The sequence below is a fragment of the Pseudomonas sp. N-1-13 genome (assembly GCF_057787095.1).
Map to the genome: position 1 here is coordinate 2,559,315 of NZ_JBYNRI010000001.1, position 24,433 is coordinate 2,583,747.

Here is a 24,433-nt window from a genome sequence, read left to right on the forward strand (position 1 = left end):
TCGGCCCGTCGCTGGACAGCTTGAGGGGTGCCCACATAGCAAACATTACCGCTGATCGGGAAAGATCGCAGCGTGAACGCCGCGATCTTCCAGCATTTCAGCGCGACTTTTTTGCGTGGCCACAGCGCCGAATACTCCGTTTTACGCCGCCGAACCTGCCTGGGCGCTCCTCCAGATGTGCCCTTGGGCTTGCACTTGTTCGTGGAGCCGTTGCATCGGCTCCGAATGCAAGGTGAGCGGGCGATCCAGGGCGCCACGGTGAAACAGCGCCTGCCAGCCGGGGTCGCCTTCAGCAGGCATGATCCCGGTGAAGATGAATCCGGCGTCCATCAATCGTTGGTAATCGTCGGCAAATTGCTGACGCAGTCCGAGTCGCACTGAAAGTGACCAATGGGCCGGCAAGCGCAGCAGTTGCCCGGCCAGGCGAAGGCCTATGTACCCGGCCACAATGTCGATTCTTCCAGGCAGCTGTCGGATTTGAAAAGGCTGTACCGAAGGCAAGGGCGCCTCGAGCGAGGTACCAAACAGCGATGCCAAGGGTTGCGTCAGCCATTGGCATGCCGCGGGCCATTTGAGGTGCGGCAGCGGGCGGCGATGGCCGCTGACCACTTGGCTGCCGACCACGATGGTTTCGGCGTGGACCGTGGCGAAAGGTGAGGGCACATGGTCAGGCAGCAGCCCGGTGTCATGGAACCCCAGGCGTTGTGCCAGACGCTGGCTGTAGCAATGGCTGGTGACTTGCTTGATCGACAGCCTGGCAAGTCCGAGGTCCTGGCAGCTGTCGAGTAATTGCTGCCCCAGGCGCGTCGCAATCTGGCCGCCCTGCACCGCGGGGTCCACCGCGATCAGGGCCAGTTCCGCGTCTTCACCATCGGCCGTCTGCCGACACAATGCGGCATGACCGACCACGCGCTCATCCTCCACGGCGACCATGGAGTGCCAACGGTTCAGCAGGTTGTGCAGGCCAATCATGTGTGGCAGGTAGACGTCTGGTGAGACGTAGTGATCGCCGTAAACCCGGCGGAACAATTCGCTGGTTCCGACGCCATCCGTGGGCCTGAACGCTCGGATGACCACGCTGCTCATCCGGCGTGCCTCGCTGTCAACGGAGCATAGGTGCGGCGGTCGATGATCGACAGGTGCTTGCCAGAGCGTGGATGGCGTTCCAACGCTTGCAGGCCGCAGGCCTGGACGTGCAGGTCGAGTTGGTCGATACCCGGATACTGTTTGGTCAAGGCAGCTTTCAATGTGTTGGAGAGTGACTGGCAAGCCTGGGTTTGCCCTCCAGGCACCCATTTGAGCAACACGCGGTCGTTGTTCTGTGCGTGCTCGATGATCAATTGCCACTGAAGGTCACCGCCAATGCTGCGGATGATGTCGCTGATTTCCTGCGAAAACAGTGAGAAAACGCCTACCCGCACTCGCTGGCTTTTCGCGCTGCGGCCCTGAAGCGCGAACTTGCGTCGCGGGGTGCCAACCGGCTCGCGCCAGCACGCTCGGTCGCCCACTGGATACCGCACGATGGGCATCAGGGTTCGGGTGAGGTTGGTCACCACCAGATTGCCGGGCCGATCGCACGCCTGGATGACCTCACCGCTCAGTTCATCGATGATCTCCACCCGTATCTGTTCGCCGAATACGCGGTGCTCGCCCAGGTTGCAGTCCGGTGCGCTGGCGCCCACCAGCCCGGCGTCGACGCTGGCATAGCCGATGGAGGCGAAGCGTGCCTGTGGGAAGGCGCGCTGCAACGCAGGCAACTGGCTGTCGAACAGATTTTCTCCGCCGAACAGCACGGTGGTGATGCCGGGCAGCGTTCGCCCCTGTTGATCCAAATGGTCGGCAAACGCCAGCAGGTGCGCAGGCACGCCGGCCAGCACATTGATGCGGTGGCCGGTCACCGCCTCGGTCAGCACGTCGAGATCCACCGCCCCGGTGAACGGGAATTCGGTGATGGCTACATCGACTTTGCCAAGGGCGCCATGAATGAACAGGAAACTGGCGTACAGGTCTCCGGAAAAGAACAGGTTGGCGATTCGATCACCAGCCCTCAGTTGTGCTGCCAGGCTCTGACCGAAGCATTCGAGCATCCGCTGCCATTCAGCGTGGGTGTACACAGACAGCTTTCCCTGACTGGTCGTGCCACCGGTTTTGTAGATCAGTGCGTCTTCGACTTTGCCGGTCAGTACGTCCCAATGGTCCAGGTCATGACTGCCGGCCCAATAGTCGGCGACGTCGACAATGGGGACATCCTCCAGAGCGCAATTCTGCGCGGGTAAATGCCGTAAAGACTTGCGGTAGAACGTTGAATGCGTACGAATATGGGCGAGCCATTGTTCGAATGGTAAAGAGGTGCTCATCAGGGTTCTCTCGGACTCTAACGTCCGCTTATTCAATTACACGGGAAAACAATCAAGCGGTGATTCTGCGATCAATCACCAGCGGTACTTTGCCGCTGTGTTTGTTATGTTCGAAACTTGTCGCCGGACAGGATTGCACGTCCAGTACGAGCATTTCGGACTCCACCAGCGTGGACAGCAGTTCGAGGCCCATGACCTGGCTCCGGACCGTTTGTGCATCGCCATCGGCGCGAATCAACAGGCGTTCGCAGCCGCTGCTGTGGTAATCGAGTACGATCTGAATGGCCGTTTGTGCCTGCTCAGCCAGCTCGTGGGTATTGATCAGGTACGTCACGATGCGTATCAGGGCGCCGTGGCGCTGGCGCAACTCGAACCGGGGTGACTCCAGGCCACACGGGCAGGGAGCGGTGAGCCAGCGCCCGCAATCACCAACTTCGTAGCGGTGAAGGGGCTGCGCTTGGCGTCTGCGCGAAGTGAACAGCAGCCGTCCGGTTTCCCCCGACGCGACCGGAGCGTCCAGTTCCAGCTGGACGATCTCCAGGTGTTGAATGTCCTCCATGAGGTGGAATACACCCTCGCCGCTGGCAGTGCAGGCATGGCCAAGGGGACCCGCGTCGACGCTGCCATAGATGGCTGAGCGAATACTTGTCACGCCGCAGTCCTCAAGCAACTGACGGCAGCCTGGCCCCAGGTGCTCGCCGCCCAGCATGACTTTGCGCACGCCGCCGTAGCCTTGAAGGGTTTCTCGCTGGCTGGAAAACAGGCGCTGCAAGGTACTTGGCATGCCCACCAGGGTATTGACCTTGTGAGCGACGATCATCCGTGCGATCTCTTCAAAGTCCGCATCTGACGTCGCACCCATGGGGTAATGCACGGCGTTCATGTGCTCCAGTATTTTCGAGAAGCTGAAGAAGCCACCGTAGAGGTTGCCGCCATAAAACAGATTCATCACCCGATCCTTCGCCGGATCCAGACCGGCCGCGCGCAGTCCATCGGCGGCGGCCCGCATGTGGCGATCAAAATCGCGGTAGCTGTAGGGCGACAGCACCGGTGCGCCGCTGCTACCACCTGAGCGGAAGAACAACTGGGCCTCGGGTGCGGCAGGCAGCGCCAGGAATGCCGCTTTGTCCATGATCGGCGTCGAGGGTGAAATGGGTGTCGTGGTCGGCGGGGCGTCCAGTGTCACACGATGACTGGCGACCTCAGGTTCAAGACCGACCGATACCCGACGACTCAATCGTTGCAGCGCGTAGACGCCGTCGTGAGGCTCGCCCTCGTAGCCTTGCTGGATGTCTGCGGTTGCCGAGATGCGGGTCACGCCGGCGGCCAAGACGCGACGTGCCAGTTCAGGCGCCCGTTGCGGTTCACAGATCAGCGCGCAGCTCTGCAACACGTTTCGCCAGGGCAGCAGGGTTTCGGTGATCAGCCCGTGGGGCACCGGTCGTAACAAAAGCGTGCGAAACAGTGGCGATGGCAACAGGTCGCGGTGATGCTCCCAAATAATGCGCCAGCCGTGGCCTTCCCAAATCTGGCCGGTTTGTCCTGCAAAGCTGTGGTCGAGTCGGGCAAGTGCCGTGCGGGTGGTGATCTCGCACGCTTCGGCTGCACTGGTTTCCAACGCTGGCCATTGTCCGGCGCGTCGTTCAAATGCGTCAGCCAGGGCGTCACCCAGTGCCAGCATCTGAGCCGGCTCGTCGCTGTCCACCAACAGCCACTGGGGGCTGGAACAGGCTTGCTGATCGAGGCGGCAGACCTCATCCACCAGACTGTCCAGCGCCTGCTCGTTGACGGCTTGCGGCGTGACATAGGCGAAGCTGATGCGATGTCCCCAATCGATCCAGCGGCAGCCGCTTGGAAGCTGGTCACGCATGGCCTTGAGTGCTGTCTCGCCACCCCAGGCGCTGACGCCCTGGGCCAGCGCGAAGAGACGCCGGCACTCGTGGTAGGGCACTGGCAGCACCGCAACGTAATCGCGCAACTGGCCGCTTGGGTCGCAATCGAGGAACGTCGCCAGCACCCGCGCCGTCAGGTCTGCATCGCGCGTGCTGGGTCGCAGCCAGTTGACGTTGCCCGCCAGCAGGCTTTCCAGTGCCGCGAAGAACCCCAGCAGCGGAGCATTGCCGGGGGTGACATGCACCACCAGCCCCAGGGGTTGCCAGCTTTCGAAAGGGCCATCGCTATAGTCGATTCGGCGCAGCGAGCGCGCGTCCGCCCCCAGCTCCCGTTCGAGTTTGCGGCTCAAATGCTTGCGTTCGCAGAAGGCGATCAGTGCCTGGCGCTGGTCGTCGTCCAGGAACGGAGTTTGTTCTGGGGCCCGCAGCATCTGTGCGAACGCCTGCGCACAATCGAGCACGCTATCACTGGGGGGCGGTGCGTCCAGAAGAGCAGGCAGTTGCGTCTGCAGGCGTTCAAGGGCTGTATCGAGGGGCAGATCAGCGTGCAGTTGGCCATTGATGAGATACATATCAATTCTCCTTGATCAATTCGGAAGCGGCCATGGCGCAGCTTCGGCTGGCACTGGTGCCGGCCCGACCGTGCAGCTCGAACCATTGGGTGTTCAGGCCGCACTCACAATTGGCCGGATGCAGGGTCGCCAGATCGCTCATCACCACGGCATGGGCGGGACTGGAAGAGATGTAAGGCGAGACGAATGACAACAATCCCGCCTCGCCGAAGGGCTGGACACTGAAGTTCGAGGGGTGACGTATGAAAGCTTTCGAATAGACCGGCACATGAAACCTGTGATGCGCACATTCGATGTACGGCACGGCGTGCTCGACGGCACCGTAACCGTCGCGGCAGCGGTGCGCCTCAATGCCCAGTTGCCGGGTGATGTGTTCATAGACCTCGTGACGGGGGATCTCCTGGGCGGCCTGTTTTTTCCAGCCGCCTCCCAGAAATACCAGGGAGTCGGGGGCAAGTTTGAGGTTCGGCGTCGCGGTTTCACGCATGCGCTCAAGCGCATGACACAGCAGCGCCGGGAAGCCAAAGATCCGCACCGGCAGGCCCTCTTCGGCGAACTCCTGAAGGGTCCGGATCGCGCCAAAGACATCGAACTCATGACCTTTTCCGGTGCGCCGCAGCGCATGAAAAATCCGATTGGCCGGTGCGAAGCTGCGCAAGAACTGGTCCGTATGAGCGGTGCCGACGTGATTGACCTTCTCCGGTTCGTGACTGAACAACAGGTAGTTGCAGGGCGAATCCGGCGTGAACCAGCCGTAATGTTCAAAGATGCGCGCCACCATGCCCTGGGCCGCGGCCATGCTGCGCTCGTCGTAGCGCATGCGGCTTTTCTGGCCGCTGGTGCCGGAGGATGTCAGCTCTAGCGCGTTCTCGCCGGTGGGGCTGAGCAACAAGCGCTGTTTGAAGTAATTGGCGTAGATGGGCGGCAAGCCCGACCAGTCAGTCAAATGCTCCAGATCCTCTACCGCCAGGCCGTTGGCGTTGAGCCAGTGTTCGTAGCCGGGGGTGTGGTGGCAATGGAACAGGCTGATCTGGGCCATGGCCCGATCAAACAGACCAGCAGGTACCGAATCGGGATCGTAAGGCTGCGCCAATGCACACAGCGCATCGGCGTGGGGAAAATGAATCATGGGTAACGTTCCTCAGGGAGGGGATTTTCAGACGTGAGCGGCCGGTTGCGACAGGAACAGACGCAGCGCCACAAGGCAGCTGAGCCCGGCAATGCCGACCATCAAGGCAAAGGCGTTCAGGCTTGTTCCGGCGCCCAGCAGCGCGAGCAGTGAGCCGGCGGTGCTCATCACTGCGATGGAAATCATCCCGACCATGGCCGAGACCAGCCCTTTACTGTCGTCGCTGGCGAACAGCGCCAATCGATACAAGGCCGCGTTGCCCATGCCCAGCCCCAGGGCGTAGAGCGCCAGGCCGCTGACCAGCGCGGGTACGCCAAGGTTGAACGGGCTGGCGATCACCAGTGCGATGAGGCCGGTAGAAAAGGGCCACAGGCTGTAGCGCAATACCCCGCGCACGCCCACCCGCTCCACCAGGTGATTGAGCAGGAGATTGCCAAGGATCACGCCCGAGAACACCGGGATTTGCCACAGGCCATAGACCAGGGGCGACAGGCCCTGGTCCTGGATCAGCAGCAGGGGGGACAGACCGATCCAGGCAATCAGCGGCAGGCTCATCAACCCCAGCGCCACGCACGCGGCCATGAAGCCGGAGTGACCCAGCAGCGCGCCATAGCGCCTGATGAGTGTGCGCAGTTCGAACGGCTCCAGGGCCGGTTGCCGGGGGCAGGAGTGCGCCAGACCGGGGCTTCGGGGCATGAATGTCCATAAGGCCAGCCAGCTCACTGCCCCCAGGCCTGCCAGCAACATGAACAGCTCGCGCCAGGACAGCCATTGCAGCAGCAAGCCACCCAGCAGCGGCCCCAGCAAGGGCGAGAGGAGGGCGAGATTGCCCAGCAACGCCATGACCTTCACAGCGTCCGACTCGTTGAATACTTCCTGGATGGCCGGGTAGCTGACCGCGATCACGAAACCCAGCCCCATACCCTGGATCAAACGAAGCCCGTTGAATCCCTGCATGTGGGTGACCAGGGTGATCGCCGCGCAAGCCAGGACAAAACCGGCACAACCGGCGAGCATGAATGCACGACGCCCATAGCGATCGGATAACGGACCGATCAGCCACGGCAGCAGAACACCGCCCAATAGATACAGATTGAAGGCGTAGGGGATTTTATCCGCGGGCGCATCCAGTTCCCGGGTCACCGCGAGCATGGCCGGCATGACCAGGTCGCTGGCCAGATAAGTCAATAGTTCGAAAAGAGCGATAGCCAGGCAAAAACCTGTCAATCGTATTGGCGAAAGAGTTGCCAGCAAGGTTTGCATGATTTCCAACGTCGATTTTCGGTAAGGAGGTAAGCGCCTCTTATTCGAGAATACGTTGGGGGAATTCAGGGCCGAAAGAAGTCTTCCCCTTTGTTTGTGGCAGAAATATGAGTTAATTCTGTAAGACAAAAGTCCGCCAGGGGCGGACTTCTGTGGTGATGCAGGTAATTAATCTGATGGGCTTCGGTTGCGTGAGTACGCCCGTTCGGCTGTACCATGAGACCCCGTCTGCTGCCCGCTATTTCCAAAACACGGTATGGGGCTGGCAAGCACGGGGATACAGAGCGGATACATTCAGGAAATTGGCAATGACTCAATCGCAACGTTTGAAATACTCGATTCTGGTGGTCCTCGTGGTTCTGGCGATCATGCTGGGACTGACCTGGATGCAGAACAACGGCATGATCAGCGAGCAGCTGTTTCAATACATCGCGATTGCCGTCGCGGTCATCGTGGTCGTGATCAACGGCGTGATGCGACGCAAGGTCAAGCCCTGAGCGCAGGCGTCACTCCCCGCCCTGGAGCACGTGCATGGCCTTGCGGTGCAAACTGTAGGTCTTATCGGGGTTAAGGGTGACGACACCCTCGCTGCACAGGCGCTTCAACACCTCGCGCACGCTGAGGAAGGACAATGGAATGTCCAGCCCCAGCAGTTGACTGTGTACGCCCCGCACACCCAGGCTGCGGTTTTCATCGGCGGCCTTGAGTAATGCATCGATGACCTTGAGGCGAATCAGGCTGGTTCTGAGGCCGAAGCTCTTGAGCAAAAGCCTGATGTGTTCATTGCTACCTCGTTCTGCCGGCCTGTCGAACAGGTTGTGAGTGGCTGTCGCCGGAACGCCGGTCGACCTGGGCTTGCCCTCCATGGGCTGACGCGCGTCATGCATGCAAAAACTCCTTACCAGCCTGTTCAGAAAAGGTCACGGATACTCTCCTGTAATAGGACGAACGAACGCGGCCAATCATGAAGGCAAAAAGCTGAAAAATTTGTCTGGAGGCGATCAAACGCCCGTAGTCAGGCGGTGCCAGGCCATTAATTTTTTTTCATCCCATTCGTTTTCAAGGGAGGCACATTCCGGCCAGGCACGAGGTATGTGAATTCCCAGGCAGCCGTCCTGGTTTTAGAAAGTATTGGATCAGGAGTGAACGTGAGAATGTCCGGGCAGTTATCGAGGTTTGGCCTCGCAGGTGTGTTTTTCGCAGTGAGCCTGGGGTTCAGCTGCGTCGCCAGCGCTCAAAGTGATAAAGAACAGGCCAGTGCCGAGATCCGCCGCACCAGTTTTGGCGTGCCACATATCCGGGCTCAGGATGAGCGCGGGTTGGGCTACGGCATCGGGTATGCGTACGCTGAGGATAATTTATGCCTGCTGGCCAATGAGATCGTCACGGTCAATGGTCAACGCTCGCGCTACTTCGGCCCGGAGCAGGTCACGCTCGAACAGCGGGAGAACCGCGTCAGCGATGTATTTTTCAACTGGCTCAACACGCCGCAAGCCGTTTCCGGTTTCTGGCAAGCCCAGACGCCTCAAGTACAGCAACTGGTCGAAGGCTATGTGGCGGGTTTCAACCGCGCGCTGGCCGAACGCAAGGCCATCGGCCTGCCCGAGCAATGTGCCAGTGAGTGGGTGCGGCCGATCACCGCGCTGGACCTGGTCAAACTGACCCGGCGCCTGTTGGTGGAAGGTGGCGTCGGCCAGTTCGCCGAAGCCCTGGCGGGCGCTCAGCCGCCACAAGCGACGGCGGACGTTGGCGAGCCGAGGACAGGTTTCGCAGGCGCTGCGACCCGGCAGCAGCGTTTCGCCCTGGAGCGTGGTAGTAACGCGGTCGCCATCGGCAGTGAGCGCTCCTTCAACGGGCGTGGGATGTTGCTGGCGAACCCGCACTTCCCATGGCTGGGGGGCATGCGTTTTTACCAGATGCACCTGACCATTCCCGGCAAACTGGACGTCATGGGCGCGGCCCTGCCAGGCTTGCCCGTGATCAACATCGGTTTCAGCCAGCACCTGGCCTGGACCCACACCGTCGACACCTCTAAACATTTCACGCTGTACCGTCTGCAACTCGACCCGAAAGACCCGACCCGCTACCTGCTCGATGGTCAATCCGTACCGATGAGCCAACAGACGGTGACGGTGGACATCAAACAACCCGATGGCCAGGTGCAGAGCGTTTCGCGGGTGGTCTACGGCTCGCAGTTCGGTCCGATCGTGCAATGGCCCGGCCGGCTGGACTGGGATGACAAGTTCGCCTACAGCCTGCGCGATGCGAACCGGGAAAATGATCGGGTGCTCGCCCAGTGGTACGCCATGAACAAGGCCGTCACGCTCAAGGACTTGCAGAGTGCGGTCCATGAGATCCACGGTATTCCATGGGTCAACACCCTGGCGGTGGACGATCAGGGGCAAAGTCTCTACATGAACGTGTCGGTGGTACCGAACGTCGATGCCGACAAGTTGGCCCGCTGCAGCGACCCGCGGGCAGGGCTGCAACTCATCGTACTGGACGGCTCACGCGGCGAATGCGCCTGGGATATCGATCCCGAGGCCGTGCAAAAAGGCATTTACGCCGCCGACAAGCTACCGCAGTTGTTGCGCCGCGATTATGTGCAAAATTCCAACGATTCGGCCTGGATGGTCAACCCTTCACAACCCTTGTCCGGTTATTCGCCCTTGATCAGCCAGCAAGACCAACCGCTGGGCCTGCGTGCGCGTTTTGCTCTGCAGCGGCTGGGTCAACTGGCCAAGGACGGGCCGGTGAAGGTCGATGACTTGCAGCGTATGGTCATGGACGACCAGGTCTACCTTGCTGATCAGGTGATGCCCGACCTGCTGGGCTTTTGTGCCGGTGACCTGGGGGCCGATGCCGTGACGTTGACCCAGGTGTGCAACGATCTCAGGGTCTGGGATCGAACCGCTGGCCTGGACAGCGGATTGGGCTTCATTCATTTCCAGCGCATCATGGCGCAGTTGCAGGGGGTGCCTGATTCATGGCGTGTCCCGTTCGATCCGCAAGATCCGCGACATACTCCAAACGGCCTGGCGATTGAGCGTGCCCCGGTGCACAAGGCTGTGCGTCAAGCCATGCTGGCCTCGCAGGCCTCTGTGAAGGCCGCCGGATTGCCGAAGGATAGCCGCTGGCAGGACATCCAGGTTGCCAGCAGTGGCAGCCGGCAGACGCCAATCCACGGCGGCCCCGGTGAGCTGGGGATCTATAACGCGATTCAGAGCGTGCCAGGGGCGAACGGCAAACGGGAAGTGGTCAGCGGCACCAGCTATCTGCAAGTGGTGAGTTTTGATGGCAAAGGACCTCGGGCTGAAGGTCTGTTGGCATTTTCCATTTCCAGCGACCCGGCATCGCCGTATTCGGCCGACCAGACCCAGGCATTCTCGAAGAAGCAATGGAGTGCGCTACCATTCACCGAACAGCAGATCAAAGCCGATCCGCACTATCAGGCGGTGATTATCCGTGAGCGTGATGAGGCGGGCAGGGTGGCCGCGCACTGATCGCTGTTGTTTTACACAAAAGCCGCGACCTGATCAGGTCGCGGCTTTTTCAGTTGGACGGCCGTTGACCGATGGAGTTGAGGACTGGATTGCCGTCCTGGTTCTGCGTCAGGTAAACCGGCAGGACTTTGGGCAACGAAGGCACCAGGTTCTTCACTTCGTTGAGGTTGTAGATACCACCGATACGCAGGGCGCCCGTGCTGTTGTCGGCCAGCATGACGGGATGCTCGAGATAACGATTGATCAGCGGGAGTGCATCGCTGAGGGCAAGGTTGTCCAGCACCAGCTTGCCGTTGCGCCACGCCAGCGAGCTGTCGTTGGCATCGACTTCACGGATTTGCGGTTGGTAGTCGCCAGCTTTGTAGCTGGCCTGCATGCCCGGCGACAGCTGCGAGCCGTTACCGGCAAGTGCCTGGTTGCTGGTCACCCATACCGAGCCCTCCACCAGCGTCACCCGGACCTGATCCTGATACATCCATACATTGAAGCGAGTGCCGGTCACGCGCACCTGGCCCTGGCCGGCCCGTACAACGAATGGGTGTTGTGTGTCATGGCTGACGTCGAAAAACGCCTCGCCCTTTTTCAGCGTCACCCGACGCTCATTCTTGTAATTGGCAAATACCAGTTCACTGCCCAGGTTCAGTTCTACCTGGCTGCCGTCACCCAGGGTGATGTGACGCACGCTTGTATCCGCTTCGAATCGTTCGTAGGAGTTGGCAACCCAGCCCAGGTTCCAGCCTGTGTAGGCGGCCAGGGGCACGCCCAGCACAAGCACCGCGGCTGCGACAGCCATCCGACTCCAGCGGGACCGAGGTCGCGGTATTGGCGCGGGAGATGGTGCCGCTTCGACACGCGGAAGATGATCGGCCACGGCCCAGATCTCCAGCATGGCTTGGTATTCGAAAGCGTGCAGGGGATCGGCATCGTGCCATTGTTTGAATGCCAGCCGTTCGGCGTCGGTGCAGTCGACGGCGTGCAAACGCATGCACCAATGCGCGGCCGCATCGGTAATGGCGTCGTATTCGGCTTCCGAGAGTGTATGTTCGGTCATTGACTCTTCCTGGTTTGCCGCATTCTAACCTTCGGCATGACCTGTCGAGAACCGCCATCATGGCGTTTGCACATCAAAATGAGCCTGTTTTTTCCGGTCAAAGGCTCGAACACCGGTATGTCGTGGTTATAGCGTGGCATACATCTCGTGAAAAAAAGATCAAGACCCGTCCGCGCGCAGCGTTCGCAGAGGCCGTTTAAAACGTGGCAGCGGGACTCAAGGGTGGGGAGTCCAGCTGTCGACCCAGCTCACAGATGAGTAGCGTCATGGAGTCGGCGTTTCGCAAGATCACGTCGATGCGTGCTGTCGGTGAACCTGGATCCAGAAAGATACTGCGCGCCTCGCTCATGCTCCTGGCGCCGGTCATCTTCAGGATTTCCCGGGCCATATCCCGATGCTCGGGGAAAAGCTCCAGGCTCTTGAGCCCGCCGGCTGCACTGTCCCAGCCCATGAACAGTTTGGATCGTGGCGTGGTCAACGACAGCCCGTTGCGTTGCTGGTCCTTTTGATAATTGTATTTTGAATGTCCGAACTGAGTGGCATTGGAAATCAGGTCCAGAAACGGCAGTGCCGCGTCCAGATAGACAATATCGAGCGTGTCGAAAAGCTGATGAGAAACTTCGTGGATAAGCACCGCGGCCTGGGCGTGGGCATCGACATTGAAGGAATCCGGGACCGCGTCCTTGTACCAATCCAATCCGACCTCGAAGAAATACTGGGTCAGATAGATTCTTCCTGCCGTTTCCGGTTCGAGCACGAATGCAGTGGCTTTATCGTCCATGTATTTCAAACGGCCGATTACAAGGCGCTTGGCGTTGCGGGTTTCCCAGGACGGGTCGGCCAATGCTCGGCACAGCGGCGAGACGGCGGTGTGTATTTTCTTGATCAGGCTGGCGTCGACTGTCCTCACCCCAAAAAACGTCTTCAGGAAGGTATCCAGCCGAGAGCCCGGCGGGACCTGATGTTTGATCTGATCCAGATTATGCAGGGCGTTGAATGAGTAATACCTGGCCACCTCCAGGGCCTGCTCGATCATGTTTGCGTAAGCCGGGTATTTGCGGCGTATTTGCGCCATGCCCCGAGCCTCAATGTTGAGCGACGTTGAAGCCTTGTAGTCGCTGTAGGAATTGGCCAGCGTTGACATCACTTTGCCGTAGCGAATGGTCTGCCGTTGTGGGTCTACGGTCCATTGCTGGTTATCAGGCGACTGCCTCAGTATTGGGCCCTCTCCCTGTTCATGGACCACGCGCCAGACCTGATTGGCTTTGGCCACCTGAAAAACCATGCCGGCAACAGGTGCGTAAAGCTTGTCGGACCCTGGGGCCCTGTAGGTTCCGTCGATCCGGTTCTTCTGCAGGTTGTGCAGGCTCACCTCCGTGGCTTCGAAGGCCCGCAGGTTGGTGCGCGTCGGGGCGGTGGAGGCGATGTCTTTCCAGCGGGGCGGGGTCGCCATGGAGGCGTTCTGCGTGCCGGGACTTATCGGGTCGAGCAGGCCGAAGGTGTCGTCGCGATTCAGGAAGCCAAGTGAGACCATCTCTGCCGCGCCGGCGATGAAGTCGTGCAAGCCTGCTTTCCAGTCATGCTGCTGCAGGTATTCAGAAGAGGCCTTGAAGTCTTGGTAACTTTCCCAAAGCGTTTCGATAAACGTCAGTTTGCCTTGCAACTGCCGCCCCACCAGTTTGACGCCGGCGCTGAACAAATGCAGGGCCGTTTCCCAGTCAAACTGGCGGTTTTTTTCTGTTTGTGCGCTCAGCATGTCCGATAACAGGGTTGTATTGTCGTTGAACAATACATCGAACAGGTTGGTCTTGATCGGATTGGAAGCCAGGGTGATTTCCGATAGAGAACCGACCGTGGCGGCGAACAGGTTCTTGAACGTGGCTTGCTGGCTTTCGGGAAGTCGACGAATCAGCAGGTCCTGCAACGCGCCCGGCGTGTTGAAGGCTGCAATGAGGCTGGCCTGGTCCTTGAACTCGGTGAAGTTGTGGCCCGCATGGTAGGGGGAATACAGCACATGGGGGGCAGTATCATCGGTGCTTGATCCGATCAGGTAGAGCCCCAGTGCCTTGATCGCCGCAGCTCCCCGGGTTTTGATCAGCTCCAGTGGACGAATCAACGCGCTGGCGCCGTCCACTGCCTGGCGTGCGATGGCATCCGGCATGTCCAGTACCTGGCGAATCAAGTCAAACCCTGTGGGCGATAGGTGCTGTTGTAGATGTAGTGCGTGGGCATGTTGCAACAGTTGCCAGGGCAACTGCCGGCGAAATCGCTGCTTTCTTTTCTGGCCATCGGTCGAGGTAGTGGAGAGTTCGTCCAGTACGATCTTTTTATAGGCGGTGGGGATGTCCAACGACAGCAGCATTTGTCTGGCAGCCGTCTCGTTCAGGCTGTCGGGCAACGCGCGCCCGGAGGTCGAGGACACCCTGAAGCCTGTCTTTTGAGTGAAGTCGGCATGATTGAGGGCGAACTCGGTCAAGCTGCTGGCGGGCCCCGCCAACGCATGGTTCGGGGTGATCAACAGGGTGGCAGGATCCAGGTCTTTTACGGCGAAACGCGCATCCAGGAGCGCTTTGAGCTTTTTGCTCACATAGGTGTGCAGGGGCTCGATACCGTCCAGATAATCCTCGTCATCGTCGACACTGCTTCTGTATTGCTCAAGCAGGTCAATCTGTAGGCGCTGTTCTTCAAGTGGTGCGGCGCCAAGCCAGGCGGGGAGTTTCTGTTGCAAGCGGATCGCCTGGGCGATACGTGTGGCGTGTGTCAGATTGGTAGGCGCGGCCTTTTCAAGCAATGTGCCCAGGCTTTTTACCCGTTCAGGCCCTGTCAGTTGCCAGTCCCCGCTCTTTAGCGTGCTCAGATACCTGTATTGGGCCTCGAACAGTGCGTTGAACGACTTCATCCGATTGAGCAGCACGTTGTCTTCGATCAGCTCAAACCCATCAAGCTGATAGCGTCCATGGGGCTTGCGTTGGGCGGGCCAGAGGTTGGCGAGCAGACCAGAGCGCTTTCGTGAGTCGAGCAGGTGGCGATTCAATTGCTGGGTGGCAAGTTCGACTGAGGCAAACACTTGTAAACCATCGGCCGGTGTCCAGAGAATTGCCAGGCCGGAATGAGGCGTATCCAGCCCCCCGCGTTCGGTCAGCAGGAAACAATTGGCCAGCGGCAAGGAGACGGTTTTGCCGTCCTCGGTACATGCCAGCCTCAGCGAATAGACATCGGGCCGGAAGCCCTTTACCCCGATGCGTTGAGTGCGGTCCGGATATTCGGCATCAAAAGAAAAGACCGCGGCGATAAGGTCGCGCGCGGCGGGAGACAGGGTTGCGTTGAGTTCTCTGAGTTCGGCTTCTGCACGTATTCCCAGGGAAAAGACGTTGGTCAGTTTAGGAAGAAGGCCTTTCAATGCGTGACGCAGCGAGGTGTCGCTGGAGAGTGGCAATCGGCTCAGTTCGGCATTCAAGGCCTCTTCGACACTGGCGTAGCTCTTGATCTTCCTCTCCAGTTGATCAGCCATGAAATTGGACGGCCGCAGGTCCCCGTAAAAAACCGGCTGCGTGCCCCAGTGTCCAGCGGTTTTTTGCGTCAGCAGGTTTTTGCCGATCAGGCTGCGTATGTCCAGGGCCTTGTCAACGAGCGCGTGGACGTCCACGTCCCCCTGGCGGGACATCTCCATTGCGAAATGAAGGTTTTTCGACTGTTTGCCGATGATCGCATCAGCCAGAGACTCGAATACCGGCCACGTCACCGCCTTACCTGACACCTGGGGATCGTCAAAGCGCAGGAAGCGGTTGCGCTCCTCCAGGCTGAGCAGACTGTAAAGTTCTTCCTTTCGCCCTGCGCCGGTGGGGGTATTGAGCAGTGCATCCTTGAAACCCAGGTAGTTGTCGACTTTCTCAAGGCCGTGGCTGGGGGTATAGAGATAGTGTCCCTTGGCGCTGATCATCAAAGAACCCGCCAGCTCTACGTAGAGCGGCTCATATTCCCAAAGACGCAGGGTTTCGATAAACAGCAGCGGTTCGTCCGGGCGAGATGGCCTGTACAGCCGCAGCAGTTCCTGGGCGTGGGCCTCGGTGAGTTGTCTTTTCTCCCGCTTGATCAGAATCGTGGCTTGTAGCGCATCGCTGAGAACTTGGGAAAGAAAGCGCCGGCGCGAGGTATTGAACGGGCCGGTGGCGTCCCAATAAGCGTCGATACAGTGGGCAAGGCTGGGGATCAGGTTGCTGGCGGTCACCTTCAACACGCTCTCCCATTGACGCTTGTTTTGCGGTGATACGGTGATGCCTGGATGAATGAAGTCAACGTCTTGCCCGGCGGGCCGACCCTGGCTGTGGAAGTAGGCCAGGACCGCCTCGCTGAGCGTCATGCTTCTGGTCAACTGGCTTGCCTTCCGACTCCCCACGCTACTCCACGTGCTCATGGTTACGCGGGCCTGTCGATGATCAAAGTTGGACAGCACCTCATTCAAGATCGCGTCAAGCATCGTACTGAGGGAGGGTAACTTGATCAGTTCATCCACCATTGTTCGGGCGTTGAGGCTTTGAGCGAACTCGATGGACTCGACCAGGGTGTTGAAGACGTCACCGTCGATACGTTGCCGGGTAGTCCTGATCGCGGAGGTGCTGTTGAGTTCGGCGCGCTGGGAAATCGATAACAGCCGAAAAAGATCGTCACGCTCGGCTGGACTGTCCAGCATTGCTTCCATCTTCTCTTCGAGAGCTTCGGGGCTGTCGAATTTTCTGATTCCGCCGTAGGGCGTGTAGAGGAACGCAGGCTGGGTCTGCGCTGCGTCTGCGTCTGTCAGCGCTTTGAGCACAAGGCAGCCGGCCAGCGGGATCGGCGCGTTTGCGTCGACCTGCAAGCGAATCGTTTCGGCAGACATGGGGGGCGTCTGTGCGGCGCGCAGCGTGTGGTTGGACAGGGACACGTGGTGCAGCCAGTCGAGGTCGGCCTGGGTCAATCCGTGGGGGGCGTTCAAGTCCTCCAGGTTATTGGCGGCCAATACCTCGGGAAATAATAACGGCGTAGTTGCAGTGGTCATCGTTGCTTCTCGCTCAAGGCGCCGCGAGGCGGCACGTTTGGTGGATGAGCGGCCAGACTAGGCAACGATCAATGAGCCAAGGTGGTACATAGTTACCGCACGCAAGCGCGGTGATCAGCGTAATCCGGCACGAGCAAGCTTTGCTCCGACAGTGAAGCGGTGTTTAATCAGCCGGCTGGTTCCCCTTACGCTGTTGCTACCTCCAACAATCACTCTGGAGCTTCAGATGTCTGCGCTATCCGATCATGCCGGTTCAAGCACCCTATCTTTTTCCGCTTTGGTGAGCTTGCTGGAGAAAATATTCCTGCGACACGGCACGTCGGCCGAGGTCGCCCGGGCCCTGGCCGAAAACTGCGCCGGAGCCGAACGTGATGGCGCCCACAGTCATGGGGTGTTTCGCATTCCCGGTTATGTCTCGACGCTGAAAAGTGGTTGGGTCAATGGTCAGGCAGTACCCACGGTCGAAGATGTGGCATCAGGGTTTGTACGGGTGGACGCTGGTAACGGCTTCGCCCAGCCGGCCCTGGCCGCCGCACGTCCGTTGCTGGTGGCCAAGGCCCGCAGCGCCGGGATTGCAGTGTTGGCGATCCGCAACTCCCATCACTTCGCTGCCCTGTGGCCGGATGTCGAGCCGTTTGCCTATGAAGGTCTCGTGGCATTGAGCGTGGTCAACAGCATGACGTGCGTGGTGCCTCACGGTGCTGACCGTCCACTCTTTGGTACCAATCCTATTGCCTTCGCTGCGCCACGGGCCGATGGTGAGCCGATTGTCTTCGACCTAGCCACCAGCGCGATTGCCCACGGAGATGTGCAGATTGCTGCACGCAAGGGCGAGTCACTACCGCCAGGAATGGGGGTGGACAGCCTCGGTCAGCCGACCTGCGATCCGAAGGCGATTCTCGAAGGTGGGGCGCTCCTGCCTTTTGGCGGACACAAGGGCTCGGCGTTGTCGATGATGGTCGAGCTGCTGGCGGCCGCCCTGACCGGTGGCAACTTTTCCTTCGAGTTCGATTGGCACAACCATCCTGGGGCCAAGACACCCTGGACCGGTCAGTTGTTGATCGTGATCGACCCGAGCAAGGCCGCCGGGCAGAACTTCGCCGAGCGCAGCCAGGAGCTGGTCAGACAGATGCATGGTGTCGGGTTGCGACGGCTGCCGGGTGATCGTCGACACAACGAGCGCAGCAAATCCAATGAGCGGGGGATCGCACTGGACGAGCAGACATTGGCGCAGTTGCGGGAGTTGGCGGGTTTGTAAAGCCGGCTTCGGATGAGGCTCTGGCGGTTCACGCATCAGTGGCGAGGAAATAAATCTCCTCGCCACACTATCAGTGATCATTCAAACAGGTTTTTGCCAAGGGCTTAACGGCGTCCGAGCAACAACCCCACCACCAGGCCGAAGCCTGCGGAAATGGCCACGGTCTGCCATGGATGTCCGCCGATATAGACTTCGGTGGCATCGACCATCGGCCGGGTCCGCTCCCGTGCGCTGGCAACCGAATCCAGGGCTTGTTGCAGCTTCTGCGAGATCTGGTCGCGCAGGTTTTCAGCGTCTTCGCCGACCAGTGAGGCGCTGCTTTTGAGCAGCTTTTCCGATTCCTCAATCAAAGCCTTCAGTTCACTGAAGGCTTGATCCTTGATTTGCTCTCCATTCCCTTGCAGCGTGCTTTTGCGAGCCATTGAGGTACTCCTTGCTGATGATGGCAGTGAACAATGGAGTGCTGCCCTTGAGCAAAAGTTGCAGCGTCTGGCAGCGGCAGCACTGTGGATCATAAAACGTGGTTAAGACGCGCCTCTTCAAGGTGTAAGATGGCGCATATTTACGCAACAGGTAATTCCCATGAGTTTCAATCTGGCTGACAAGCCCCTGGCCGAGCGCGCGGCACTGGAAGACGAAAAGTCCCGACTTTTTGAACTGTGGCAAAACAATCTGGGCAAGGCCAAGGGTGACGCGGCCCGGTTGTTCGGCGAGCGTTCCAAGCGCAAGGGCAAGTGGTCCGAATGGGTGCGTGCCGAACTGGACGGCATGTCGCCGCCCGAGTACGCCAACATGGTGCGCAGTGAAGTCAATCGTCTGATGGCAGCCAACAAATAAACCTCAGGCAAAGGTCGCGATGATAGCCTCACGCACCTTGACCACGGCCGGGTCCATCTGCGTATGGGTTCGCCAGCCCAGTTCGATCGGGTAGCGGGGCAGGTCCAGCGGGCAGGGCAGCAACGCCAGGCCACTGAGGGAGGCGATCGCCGCGGCGGCATGCAGCGGAATGGTCGCCACGGCCTGGCTGCCCTTGAGCAGGAACGGCAGGGCGGCAAAGTGGGTGGTCGAGGCACACACCCGCCGGCTCAGGCCAAGGCCGGCCAACCCTTCGTCGGTGATGCCGATGAACCCACCGGAAGACACGAGCAGATGCTCACGGGCCACGAACGCCTCCAGGGTCAGCGTCTGCTGGTCCTGCGTCAGGCTGGCCGGGTCGACGAGACAGGCGTAGTCGCCTTCGCCCAGTACCTGACGGCTGAGCAAGCGTTCGGTAAACCCTCCCGCCGTGATCGCCAGATCGAAACTGCGCTCCATCAGGGCCCGGCCGACGATCTGGCTATGGGTCTGGCGAAAAATCAATCGCAGCCCCGGCGCCCGTCGTGCCACGTCCTCGATCAAGCGCCGGCCATGGGCAATTTCGAAATCATCGGACAACCCGACGATGACCGAGCGACCTTCGTAATGACTGGCATCGGGGTCAACCATCGCCAGGCTCTGGCGACATTTATTCAGTGCGTCGCTGATCACCGGTTTGAGCTGATTGGCCCGTAAGGTCGGCGCCAGGCCGCGGCCAGTGCGCACAAACAATTGATCGTCATACAGGTTTCGAAGCCTGCGCAGCGCCGCGCTGATGGCCGACTGGGTCACGCCCAGGCGCAGCGCGGCGCGGCTGGCGCTGGATTCATCGTGCAGGGCTTCGAAGGTCTTGAGCAGATTAAGGTCGACATCCGCGATATTCATAATACTCATATCATTTAGCAGCGTATGGGGCTTTATTCATGATCGTCTGGCACCTGAAAATCAGCAACCCCAGATGATCGAGGAGTTGAAAACCATGCCCAAATCCATTGTGGCTGCCCTGCAGATCGGCTCGTTGCCCGGAGGCAAAGCTGACACCCTGGCGCAGATCCTTTCCTATGAAGATGCCGTACGCCAGGCCGGAGCACGCTTGGTGGTGATGCCCGAAGCGCTGCTGGGTGGGTATCCGAAGGGAGAAAGCTTCGGTACACAGTTGGGGTACCGGTTGCCCGAGGGGCGCGAGGCCTTTGCTCGTTATTTTGCCAACGCCATCGACGTGCCGGGCAGTGAAACCGAGGTCTTGGCCGGGTTTTCGGCGCGCACGGGGGCAAGTCTGGTAGTGGGGGTCATTGAGCGTGACGGCAGTACCTTGTACTGCACCGCCCTGTATTTCGAGCCCGATGCCGGCCTGGTGGCCAAGCATCGCAAGCTGATGCCCACTGGCACCGAGCGTTTGATTTGGGGTAAGGGCGACGGCTCGACTTTACCGGTGATCGACAGCCAGGTCGGTCGTGTAGGCGCGGCGGTGTGTTGGGAGAACATGATGCCGCTGTTGCGCACCGCGATGTACGCCAAAGGGGTGCAGGTCTGGTGTTCGCCGACGGTGGATGAGCGGGAGATGTGGCAGGTGACCATGCGTCATATCGCCCACGAAGGTCGTTGTTTCGTGGTCAGCGCCTGTCAGGTTCAGGCCTCGCCTCAGGCGCTGGGCATTGAAGTAGCGAACTGGCCTGCCGAGTGTCCCCTGATTGCCGGCGGCAGTGTAATTGTCGGCCCCATGGGGGACGTCCTGGCCGGTCCGCTTAAAGGCACAAGCGGGTTGTTGACCGCCGAAATCGATACCGATGAACTGGTACCAGCGCGCTACGACTATGACGTGGTCGGCCATTACGCCAGGCCAGATGTGTTCGAACTGGTGGTGGACGAGCGGGCCAAACCCGGCGTGCGTTTCACTCGCTGATTTACCAAGTGGCCGCGGTACCCGGCAAGTCCAGGGTGCCGCGATCCACGAAGCGCAGGGTGCCGAACAGTCCACCGGCCAGTTTGCCTTTGAGTACGTAAGGCAGGTTGTCCAGGCTTTGGGTCTGGCTCAGGCCCAGCGTCTGGCGCAGCACGGAGAAAGCCGAGATGCTCACTGGCACGCTCAGTACCGCCTCGGAGAACCGTGGGATGGATCCGGTCTGATCGCTGACCCCCGATGCCAGTGCTCGGCCATTAACCTCGAGGTCGAGCGCGACACCGTTGTAATCGATGGCGGTTTCGTTAGGGTTCTGCAATCGCAGTTTCACGGCAAAGCGCATCTCCAGCTCCTGGCTGGGCAACGGTTCGATGCCCACCACGGTGATGTTCAGCGGATCGCGGTGCGGGAAGAGGGCGCAGGCGCTCAGGCTGAGCAACATCAGGAAAAGGGACACACCGAGGGCTCTGCGCATGGATAAACTCTCACGATAATAGGTAGGGCAAACGGGCGAGCTGTTGAGCACGATAACCCACATTTCTCTCAAACCACCGCACATCACGCGGTTTCCCGTCCAGTTCAATCCAGACAGGGCTCATGGCTCCTGACAGTTTCTGACAGCAGGCTCTGCTAATCTGCGTCAATCTTTTTTCCGGATCGCCCATCGTGTCGCGTACCACTCGACTGCTCACATTATTGCAAGTCTTGCGAGGCAAGCGCTGCCCGGTTACCGCTGCGACATTGGCGGCCGAGTTGAAAGTGTCCGAGCGCACGCTCTACCGCGATATCGCCGAACTCTCGGCCCTGGGGGCGCCGATCCAGGGCGAGGCGGGCATTGGCTATGTGTTGCGCAGCGGCCTGTTCCTGCCGCCATTGATGTTCACGGCTGATGAAATCGAAGCCATTGTGCTGGGGCTGCGCTACGTTGATCAGCGTGGCGACGAGGTGCTGGGCAAGGCTGCTGCCGACGCTTTGGCCAAGGTGGCCGCAGTGCTGGCGCCTGACGTCCGGGATGCCCTGCGCAACCCCACGGTGTTGCCCGGGCCTCCTGGCTATGGCTATCCACAGAATACGGTGGAGCTGAATGTGTACCGCCAGGCCATTCGCGCTCAAGCCAAGCTGCATATCGACTACGCCGACGTGAACAAAAAACCCAGCCAGCGCCTGATCTGGCCGTTGGCCCTGGGTTTTTTCAATGAGGCGCGGGTAGTGGTTGCCTGGTGTGAACTACGCGGCGCCTATCGGACCTTTCGCACTGACCGGATTGCTTCTGCCACCGAGCAGGGCGAGCGCTATCCTGGCCGGCGCAGCGACTTGTTGCGCGCCTGGTTCAAACTGATGGAACTGGACGAAATGGGGCGTTTCACTCCTGACAAAAACTGACACAAGGCTGTTCTAGCATGGTGTCAGATCGATAAAACAAGGAGCCCTACCATGTCCAATCCCGTCTCTTCCCTGGCCCCGGCCATCGCCGGCTACATTGCGGCCGCCAATGCCCGTGACAGTTCGGCGGTGACGCGTTTTTTCGCCGAGGATGCCAACGTGTTCGATGAAGGCCAGCACCGCGCCGGTACCCAGGCCATCGCTCAATGGATGGAAGACACCGCCCGGCGTTTACAGCCTCGGGTCGAGGTGCTCAATGTGCAGCAACGCACCGGCAAGGTGCTGGTGCATAACCTGATCTCCGGAACTTTCCCCGGCAGCCCGCTGGAGTTGCGCTACACCTTCCGGCTCGACGAGCAGGGGAAGATCAGTCGGCTGGATATCTCGATCTAGATGTTTGCACGTTGGATCGTCAACACCTGTGGGGAGGGGATAAATCGCCCTCGCCACAGGGTTTTGTTTGGGTTCACAGACAGGTGAGGTCACTCACTCAAAGCCGCCGGCATGGCATACTCCCCGACCTCGTTTTCCGGATCCGGGCCGTATGACTTTCGACTCCCCCTTGAGCGCCTGGCAGCATGCCATCGAACACCATGGCTTTGTCCAGGATGAAGCCCAGGAACTGGCCATCATGGCTCTGCAAGAGTGCCACCAAGCACTGCACGAGGGGCGCAAGTCGATCCAGGGCGTTTATCTCTGGGGGCCGGTCGGCCGCGGCAAGACCTGGCTGATGGACCGTTTCTACGAAAGCCTGAGGGTGCCGGCCCGTCGTCAGCATTTCCATCATTTCATGGCCTGGGTGCATCAGCGCTCGTTCCAGCTTACGGGCACGCCGGACCCTTTGCAGGCATTGGCTGCAGAACTGAGCCAAGAGGTCAGGGTGTTGTGTTTCGACGAGTTGTTCGTCACCGACATTGGCGATGCCATCATTCTGAGCCGTCTGTTTCAGGTCATGTTCGAGCGGGGCATGGTGGTGGTCAGCACCTCCAACCTGCCGCCCGAGGAGCTTTATGCCAACGGCCACAACCGCGAGCGATTCCTGCCCACCATCACGGCGATCAAGCAGCACATGCGGGTCGTGCCGGTGAACGGATGGCAAGATCATCGCCAGCATCCGGGAGCATTGCAGCAGCGCTACTGGCTACGCGATGGCGGACAACCCGATCCGTTGGAGGCTATTTTTGCCCAGTTGACCGCAGGACAGGCGTCCAACAGTTTGCCGATTGAAGTTGGCCATCGTCTGCTTCAGCCCGTGCGGGCCAGCGATACGGTGCTCTGGAGTCGTTACGCGGATATGTGCGAACAGCCGTTCTCAGCCATGGATTTCATGGCACTGTGCGACCGTTTCAAGGCCATTCTGATCAGCGACGTACCCAATCTGAGCGCCGAGCAGCGCGAGGGGCGCATTGCCCGTGGAACCGAAGACGGGGTTGAAAGGGTCGAGGCCGGTGATCGTGAGTTGCCGCAGTTGTCCATTCATGATGACGGTGTGCGACGGTTCATTGCCCTGGTCGATGAATGCTACGACCGCAAGGTGCCGTTGTACCTTTCGGCACAGGTACCGATGGACCGGTTGTACACCGAGGGCTATCTGCAATTCCCGTTTCGTCGTACGCTCAGCCGCCTGCAGGAAATGCAAATGCAGCGTTTTGGTCAGTCCGCCTGACCGTATCCCGCCGACGGCACCGGAGCCGTCGGTACTACCGAAGTGAGATGGAACGCCGTGGAAGAAACCAGGGACATTCTTGTATTGCAAGCCAGCTACACCAATGCAGTCCACGCCGAAGCAATCTGTTATGTGCTGAACGGCTATGCCGAAGATCCAATGGGCGGTGGTCAGTCGCTGCCGCCGGAAGTGCTGCTGCATCTACCCGAGGAACTGGCCAAGCGCCCGCATGCCTTCAGCGTACTGGCTTTCGTCAACGGCGAACCAGCGGGCCTGGTCAATTGCTTCGAAGGTTTTTCGACCTTCGCCTGCAGACCGCTGGTCAATGTCCACGATGTTGTGGTGATGAAGCCGTTCCGCGGGTTGGGGTTGAGCCAGAAGATGCTGCAGAAGGTCGAGGATATCGCCCGCCAGCGTGGTTGCTGCAAAATCACCCTGGAAGTGCTTGAAGGCAATGCCATCGCCCAGGCCAGCTATACCAGGTTTGGCTTTGCCCCTGGCATGTTCGACCCGGCCCATGGCCGTATGCTGTTCTGGACAAAGCCCCTGTAGAGGCCGCTCCTGTGGTA

At 59.9% G+C, this 24,433-nt stretch carries 20 protein-coding genes; 9 read left to right on the forward strand and 11 right to left on the reverse strand.

The window, feature by feature from the left end; all coding sequences use genetic code 11:
• Positions 1 to 141: 141 nt before the first annotated feature.
• Genes AC3I65_RS11615 through AC3I65_RS11635 form a run of 5 tightly spaced genes read right to left on the reverse strand, consistent with a single transcriptional unit; the run spans position 142 to position 7,213 of the window.
• The gene (locus AC3I65_RS11615) at positions 142 to 1,086 is read right to left on the reverse strand and encodes a GNAT family N-acetyltransferase (RefSeq protein ID WP_160892630.1); all 945 of its coding nucleotides are present in this window, start codon (positions 1,084 to 1,086) and stop codon (positions 142 to 144) included.
• The gene (locus tag AC3I65_RS11620; protein ID WP_160892632.1) at positions 1,083 to 2,357 is read right to left on the reverse strand and encodes a phenylacetate--CoA ligase family protein; all 1,275 of its coding nucleotides are present in this window, start codon (positions 2,355 to 2,357) and stop codon (positions 1,083 to 1,085) included. The genes AC3I65_RS11615 and AC3I65_RS11620 overlap by 4 nt, the downstream gene beginning before the upstream one ends.
• Before the next feature lie 52 nt (positions 2,358 to 2,409).
• Positions 2,410 to 4,821, reverse strand: coding sequence for an acyl-CoA reductase (locus tag AC3I65_RS11625; RefSeq protein ID WP_160892634.1), 2,412 nt, complete (start codon positions 4,819 to 4,821; stop codon positions 2,410 to 2,412).
• Between the two features lies 1 nt (position 4,822).
• Positions 4,823 to 5,950: a LuxE/PaaK family acyltransferase gene (locus AC3I65_RS11630; protein ID WP_160892636.1), complete on the reverse strand. Its 1,128-nt coding sequence runs from the start codon at positions 5,948 to 5,950 to the stop codon at positions 4,823 to 4,825.
• Between the two features lie 27 nt (positions 5,951 to 5,977).
• Complete coding sequence (locus AC3I65_RS11635) at positions 5,978 to 7,213, reverse strand: MFS transporter (RefSeq protein WP_488523741.1); 1,236 nt, start codon at positions 7,211 to 7,213, stop codon at positions 5,978 to 5,980.
• 308 nt (positions 7,214 to 7,521) lie between these two features.
• Here AC3I65_RS11635 and AC3I65_RS11640 point away from each other — a divergent pair, with 308 nt between their 5' ends.
• Complete coding sequence (locus AC3I65_RS11640) at positions 7,522 to 7,710, forward strand: hypothetical protein (protein ID WP_047226561.1); 189 nt, start codon at positions 7,522 to 7,524, stop codon at positions 7,708 to 7,710.
• Positions 7,711 to 7,719: 9 nt separating this feature from the next.
• Here AC3I65_RS11640 and AC3I65_RS11645 read toward each other — a convergent pair whose 3' ends face one another.
• Positions 7,720 to 8,100 carry a fe2+ zn2+ uptake regulation protein gene (locus AC3I65_RS11645; RefSeq protein ID WP_047226560.1) on the reverse strand — a complete coding sequence of 127 codons (381 nt, stop codon included), beginning with the start codon at positions 8,098 to 8,100 and terminating at the stop codon, positions 7,720 to 7,722.
• 267 nt (positions 8,101 to 8,367) lie between these two features.
• Here AC3I65_RS11645 and pvdQ point away from each other — a divergent pair, with 267 nt between their 5' ends.
• Positions 8,368 to 10,716 (forward strand): bifunctional acylase PvdQ, encoded by a 2,349-nt coding sequence (pvdQ, locus tag AC3I65_RS11650; protein ID WP_160892640.1) that lies wholly within the window; start codon positions 8,368 to 8,370, stop codon positions 10,714 to 10,716.
• Between the two features lie 49 nt (positions 10,717 to 10,765).
• On the opposite strand, the gene AC3I65_RS11655 is transcribed toward pvdQ, so the two are convergent.
• Together AC3I65_RS11655 and AC3I65_RS11660 are read right to left on the reverse strand one after the other, a co-directional pair.
• Entirely contained in the window at positions 10,766 to 11,767 is a 1,002-nt protein-coding gene (locus AC3I65_RS11655) for a FecR family protein (protein ID WP_173407001.1), read from the reverse strand.
• 196 nt (positions 11,768 to 11,963) lie between these two features.
• The gene (locus tag AC3I65_RS11660; protein WP_488523742.1) at positions 11,964 to 16,739 is read right to left on the reverse strand and encodes a dermonecrotic toxin domain-containing protein; all 4,776 of its coding nucleotides are present in this window, start codon (positions 16,737 to 16,739) and stop codon (positions 11,964 to 11,966) included.
• A 289-nt stretch (positions 16,740 to 17,028) separates the two neighbouring features.
• On the opposite strand from AC3I65_RS11660, the gene AC3I65_RS11665 reads away from it, so the two are divergent.
• Positions 17,029 to 18,060, forward strand: coding sequence for an Ldh family oxidoreductase (locus tag AC3I65_RS11665; RefSeq protein WP_047226557.1), 1,032 nt, complete (start codon positions 17,029 to 17,031; stop codon positions 18,058 to 18,060).
• Positions 18,061 to 18,164: 104 nt separating this feature from the next.
• Here the strand turns inward: AC3I65_RS11665 and AC3I65_RS11670 are convergent, their stop codons facing one another.
• A complete protein-coding gene (locus AC3I65_RS11670) occupies positions 18,165 to 18,482 on the reverse strand; it encodes an ElaB/YgaM/YqjD family protein (protein ID WP_047226556.1) in 318 nt (105 codons plus the stop codon).
• Positions 18,483 to 18,642: 160 nt separating this feature from the next.
• Here AC3I65_RS11670 and AC3I65_RS11675 point away from each other — a divergent pair, with 160 nt between their 5' ends.
• Positions 18,643 to 18,897: a hypothetical protein gene (locus AC3I65_RS11675; protein WP_076384979.1), complete on the forward strand. Its 255-nt coding sequence runs from the start codon at positions 18,643 to 18,645 to the stop codon at positions 18,895 to 18,897.
• A 3-nt stretch (positions 18,898 to 18,900) separates the two neighbouring features.
• Here the strand turns inward: AC3I65_RS11675 and AC3I65_RS11680 are convergent, their stop codons facing one another.
• Entirely contained in the window at positions 18,901 to 19,800 is a 900-nt protein-coding gene (locus tag AC3I65_RS11680) for a LysR family transcriptional regulator (RefSeq protein ID WP_172833799.1), read from the reverse strand.
• Between the two features lie 94 nt (positions 19,801 to 19,894).
• On the opposite strand from AC3I65_RS11680, the gene AC3I65_RS11685 reads away from it, so the two are divergent.
• Complete coding sequence (locus AC3I65_RS11685) at positions 19,895 to 20,818, forward strand: carbon-nitrogen hydrolase family protein (RefSeq protein WP_488523743.1); 924 nt, start codon at positions 19,895 to 19,897, stop codon at positions 20,816 to 20,818.
• A gap of 1 nt (position 20,819) precedes the next feature.
• Here the strand turns inward: AC3I65_RS11685 and AC3I65_RS11690 are convergent, their stop codons facing one another.
• Entirely contained in the window at positions 20,820 to 21,290 is a 471-nt protein-coding gene (locus AC3I65_RS11690; RefSeq protein WP_488523744.1) for an LEA/WHy family protein, read from the reverse strand.
• A 191-nt stretch (positions 21,291 to 21,481) separates the two neighbouring features.
• Between AC3I65_RS11690 and AC3I65_RS11695 the strand changes: the two genes are divergently transcribed.
• The 4 genes from AC3I65_RS11695 to AC3I65_RS11710 all read left to right on the forward strand — a co-directional run bounded on the left by AC3I65_RS11695 (position 21,482) and on the right by AC3I65_RS11710 (position 24,416).
• Positions 21,482 to 22,198 carry a helix-turn-helix transcriptional regulator gene (locus AC3I65_RS11695; protein ID WP_488523745.1) on the forward strand — a complete coding sequence of 239 codons (717 nt, stop codon included), beginning with the start codon at positions 21,482 to 21,484 and terminating at the stop codon, positions 22,196 to 22,198.
• A 51-nt stretch (positions 22,199 to 22,249) separates the two neighbouring features.
• Entirely contained in the window at positions 22,250 to 22,591 is a 342-nt protein-coding gene (locus AC3I65_RS11700; RefSeq protein WP_047226551.1) for a nuclear transport factor 2 family protein, read from the forward strand.
• A gap of 151 nt (positions 22,592 to 22,742) precedes the next feature.
• Positions 22,743 to 23,864: a cell division protein ZapE gene (gene zapE, locus AC3I65_RS11705; protein WP_488523746.1), complete on the forward strand. Its 1,122-nt coding sequence runs from the start codon at positions 22,743 to 22,745 to the stop codon at positions 23,862 to 23,864.
• 57 nt (positions 23,865 to 23,921) lie between these two features.
• Complete coding sequence (locus tag AC3I65_RS11710; protein ID WP_047226549.1) at positions 23,922 to 24,416, forward strand: GNAT family N-acetyltransferase; 495 nt, start codon at positions 23,922 to 23,924, stop codon at positions 24,414 to 24,416.
• Positions 24,417 to 24,433 lie beyond the last annotated feature (17 nt).

What these genes read in the sequence shown, in the direction of transcription:
- AC3I65_RS11620 (WP_160892632.1), bottom strand. Translation starts at nt 2,357, where the DNA reads ATGAGCACCTCTTTACCATTCGAACAATGGCTCGCCCATATTCGTACG.
- AC3I65_RS11625 (WP_160892634.1), bottom strand. Translation starts at nt 4,821, where the DNA reads ATGTATCTCATCAATGGCCAACTGCACGCTGATCTGCCCCTCGATACA.
- AC3I65_RS11685 (WP_488523743.1), top strand. Translation starts at nt 19,895, where the DNA reads ATGCCCAAATCCATTGTGGCTGCCCTGCAGATCGGCTCGTTGCCCGGA.
- AC3I65_RS11665 (WP_047226557.1), top strand. Translation starts at nt 17,029, where the DNA reads ATGTCTGCGCTATCCGATCATGCCGGTTCAAGCACCCTATCTTTTTCC.
- AC3I65_RS11675 (WP_076384979.1), top strand. Translation starts at nt 18,643, where the DNA reads ATGAGTTTCAATCTGGCTGACAAGCCCCTGGCCGAGCGCGCGGCACTG.
- AC3I65_RS11640 (WP_047226561.1), top strand. Translation starts at nt 7,522, where the DNA reads ATGACTCAATCGCAACGTTTGAAATACTCGATTCTGGTGGTCCTCGTG.
- AC3I65_RS11655 (WP_173407001.1), bottom strand. Translation starts at nt 11,767, where the DNA reads ATGACCGAACATACACTCTCGGAAGCCGAATACGACGCCATTACCGAT.
- zapE (WP_488523746.1), top strand. Translation starts at nt 22,743, where the DNA reads ATGACTTTCGACTCCCCCTTGAGCGCCTGGCAGCATGCCATCGAACAC.
- AC3I65_RS11630 (WP_160892636.1), bottom strand. Translation starts at nt 5,950, where the DNA reads ATGATTCATTTTCCCCACGCCGATGCGCTGTGTGCATTGGCGCAGCCT.
- AC3I65_RS11670 (WP_047226556.1), bottom strand. Translation starts at nt 18,482, where the DNA reads ATGGCTCGCAAAAGCACGCTGCAAGGGAATGGAGAGCAAATCAAGGAT.
- AC3I65_RS11635 (WP_488523741.1), bottom strand. Translation starts at nt 7,213, where the DNA reads ATGCAAACCTTGCTGGCAACTCTTTCGCCAATACGATTGACAGGTTTT.
- AC3I65_RS11700 (WP_047226551.1), top strand. Translation starts at nt 22,250, where the DNA reads ATGTCCAATCCCGTCTCTTCCCTGGCCCCGGCCATCGCCGGCTACATT.
- AC3I65_RS11645 (WP_047226560.1), bottom strand. Translation starts at nt 8,100, where the DNA reads ATGCATGACGCGCGTCAGCCCATGGAGGGCAAGCCCAGGTCGACCGGC.
- pvdQ (WP_160892640.1), top strand. Translation starts at nt 8,368, where the DNA reads ATGTCCGGGCAGTTATCGAGGTTTGGCCTCGCAGGTGTGTTTTTCGCA.
- AC3I65_RS11615 (WP_160892630.1), bottom strand. Translation starts at nt 1,086, where the DNA reads ATGAGCAGCGTGGTCATCCGAGCGTTCAGGCCCACGGATGGCGTCGGA.
- AC3I65_RS11680 (WP_172833799.1), bottom strand. Translation starts at nt 19,800, where the DNA reads ATGAATATCGCGGATGTCGACCTTAATCTGCTCAAGACCTTCGAAGCC.
- AC3I65_RS11690 (WP_488523744.1), bottom strand. Translation starts at nt 21,290, where the DNA reads ATGCGCAGAGCCCTCGGTGTGTCCCTTTTCCTGATGTTGCTCAGCCTG.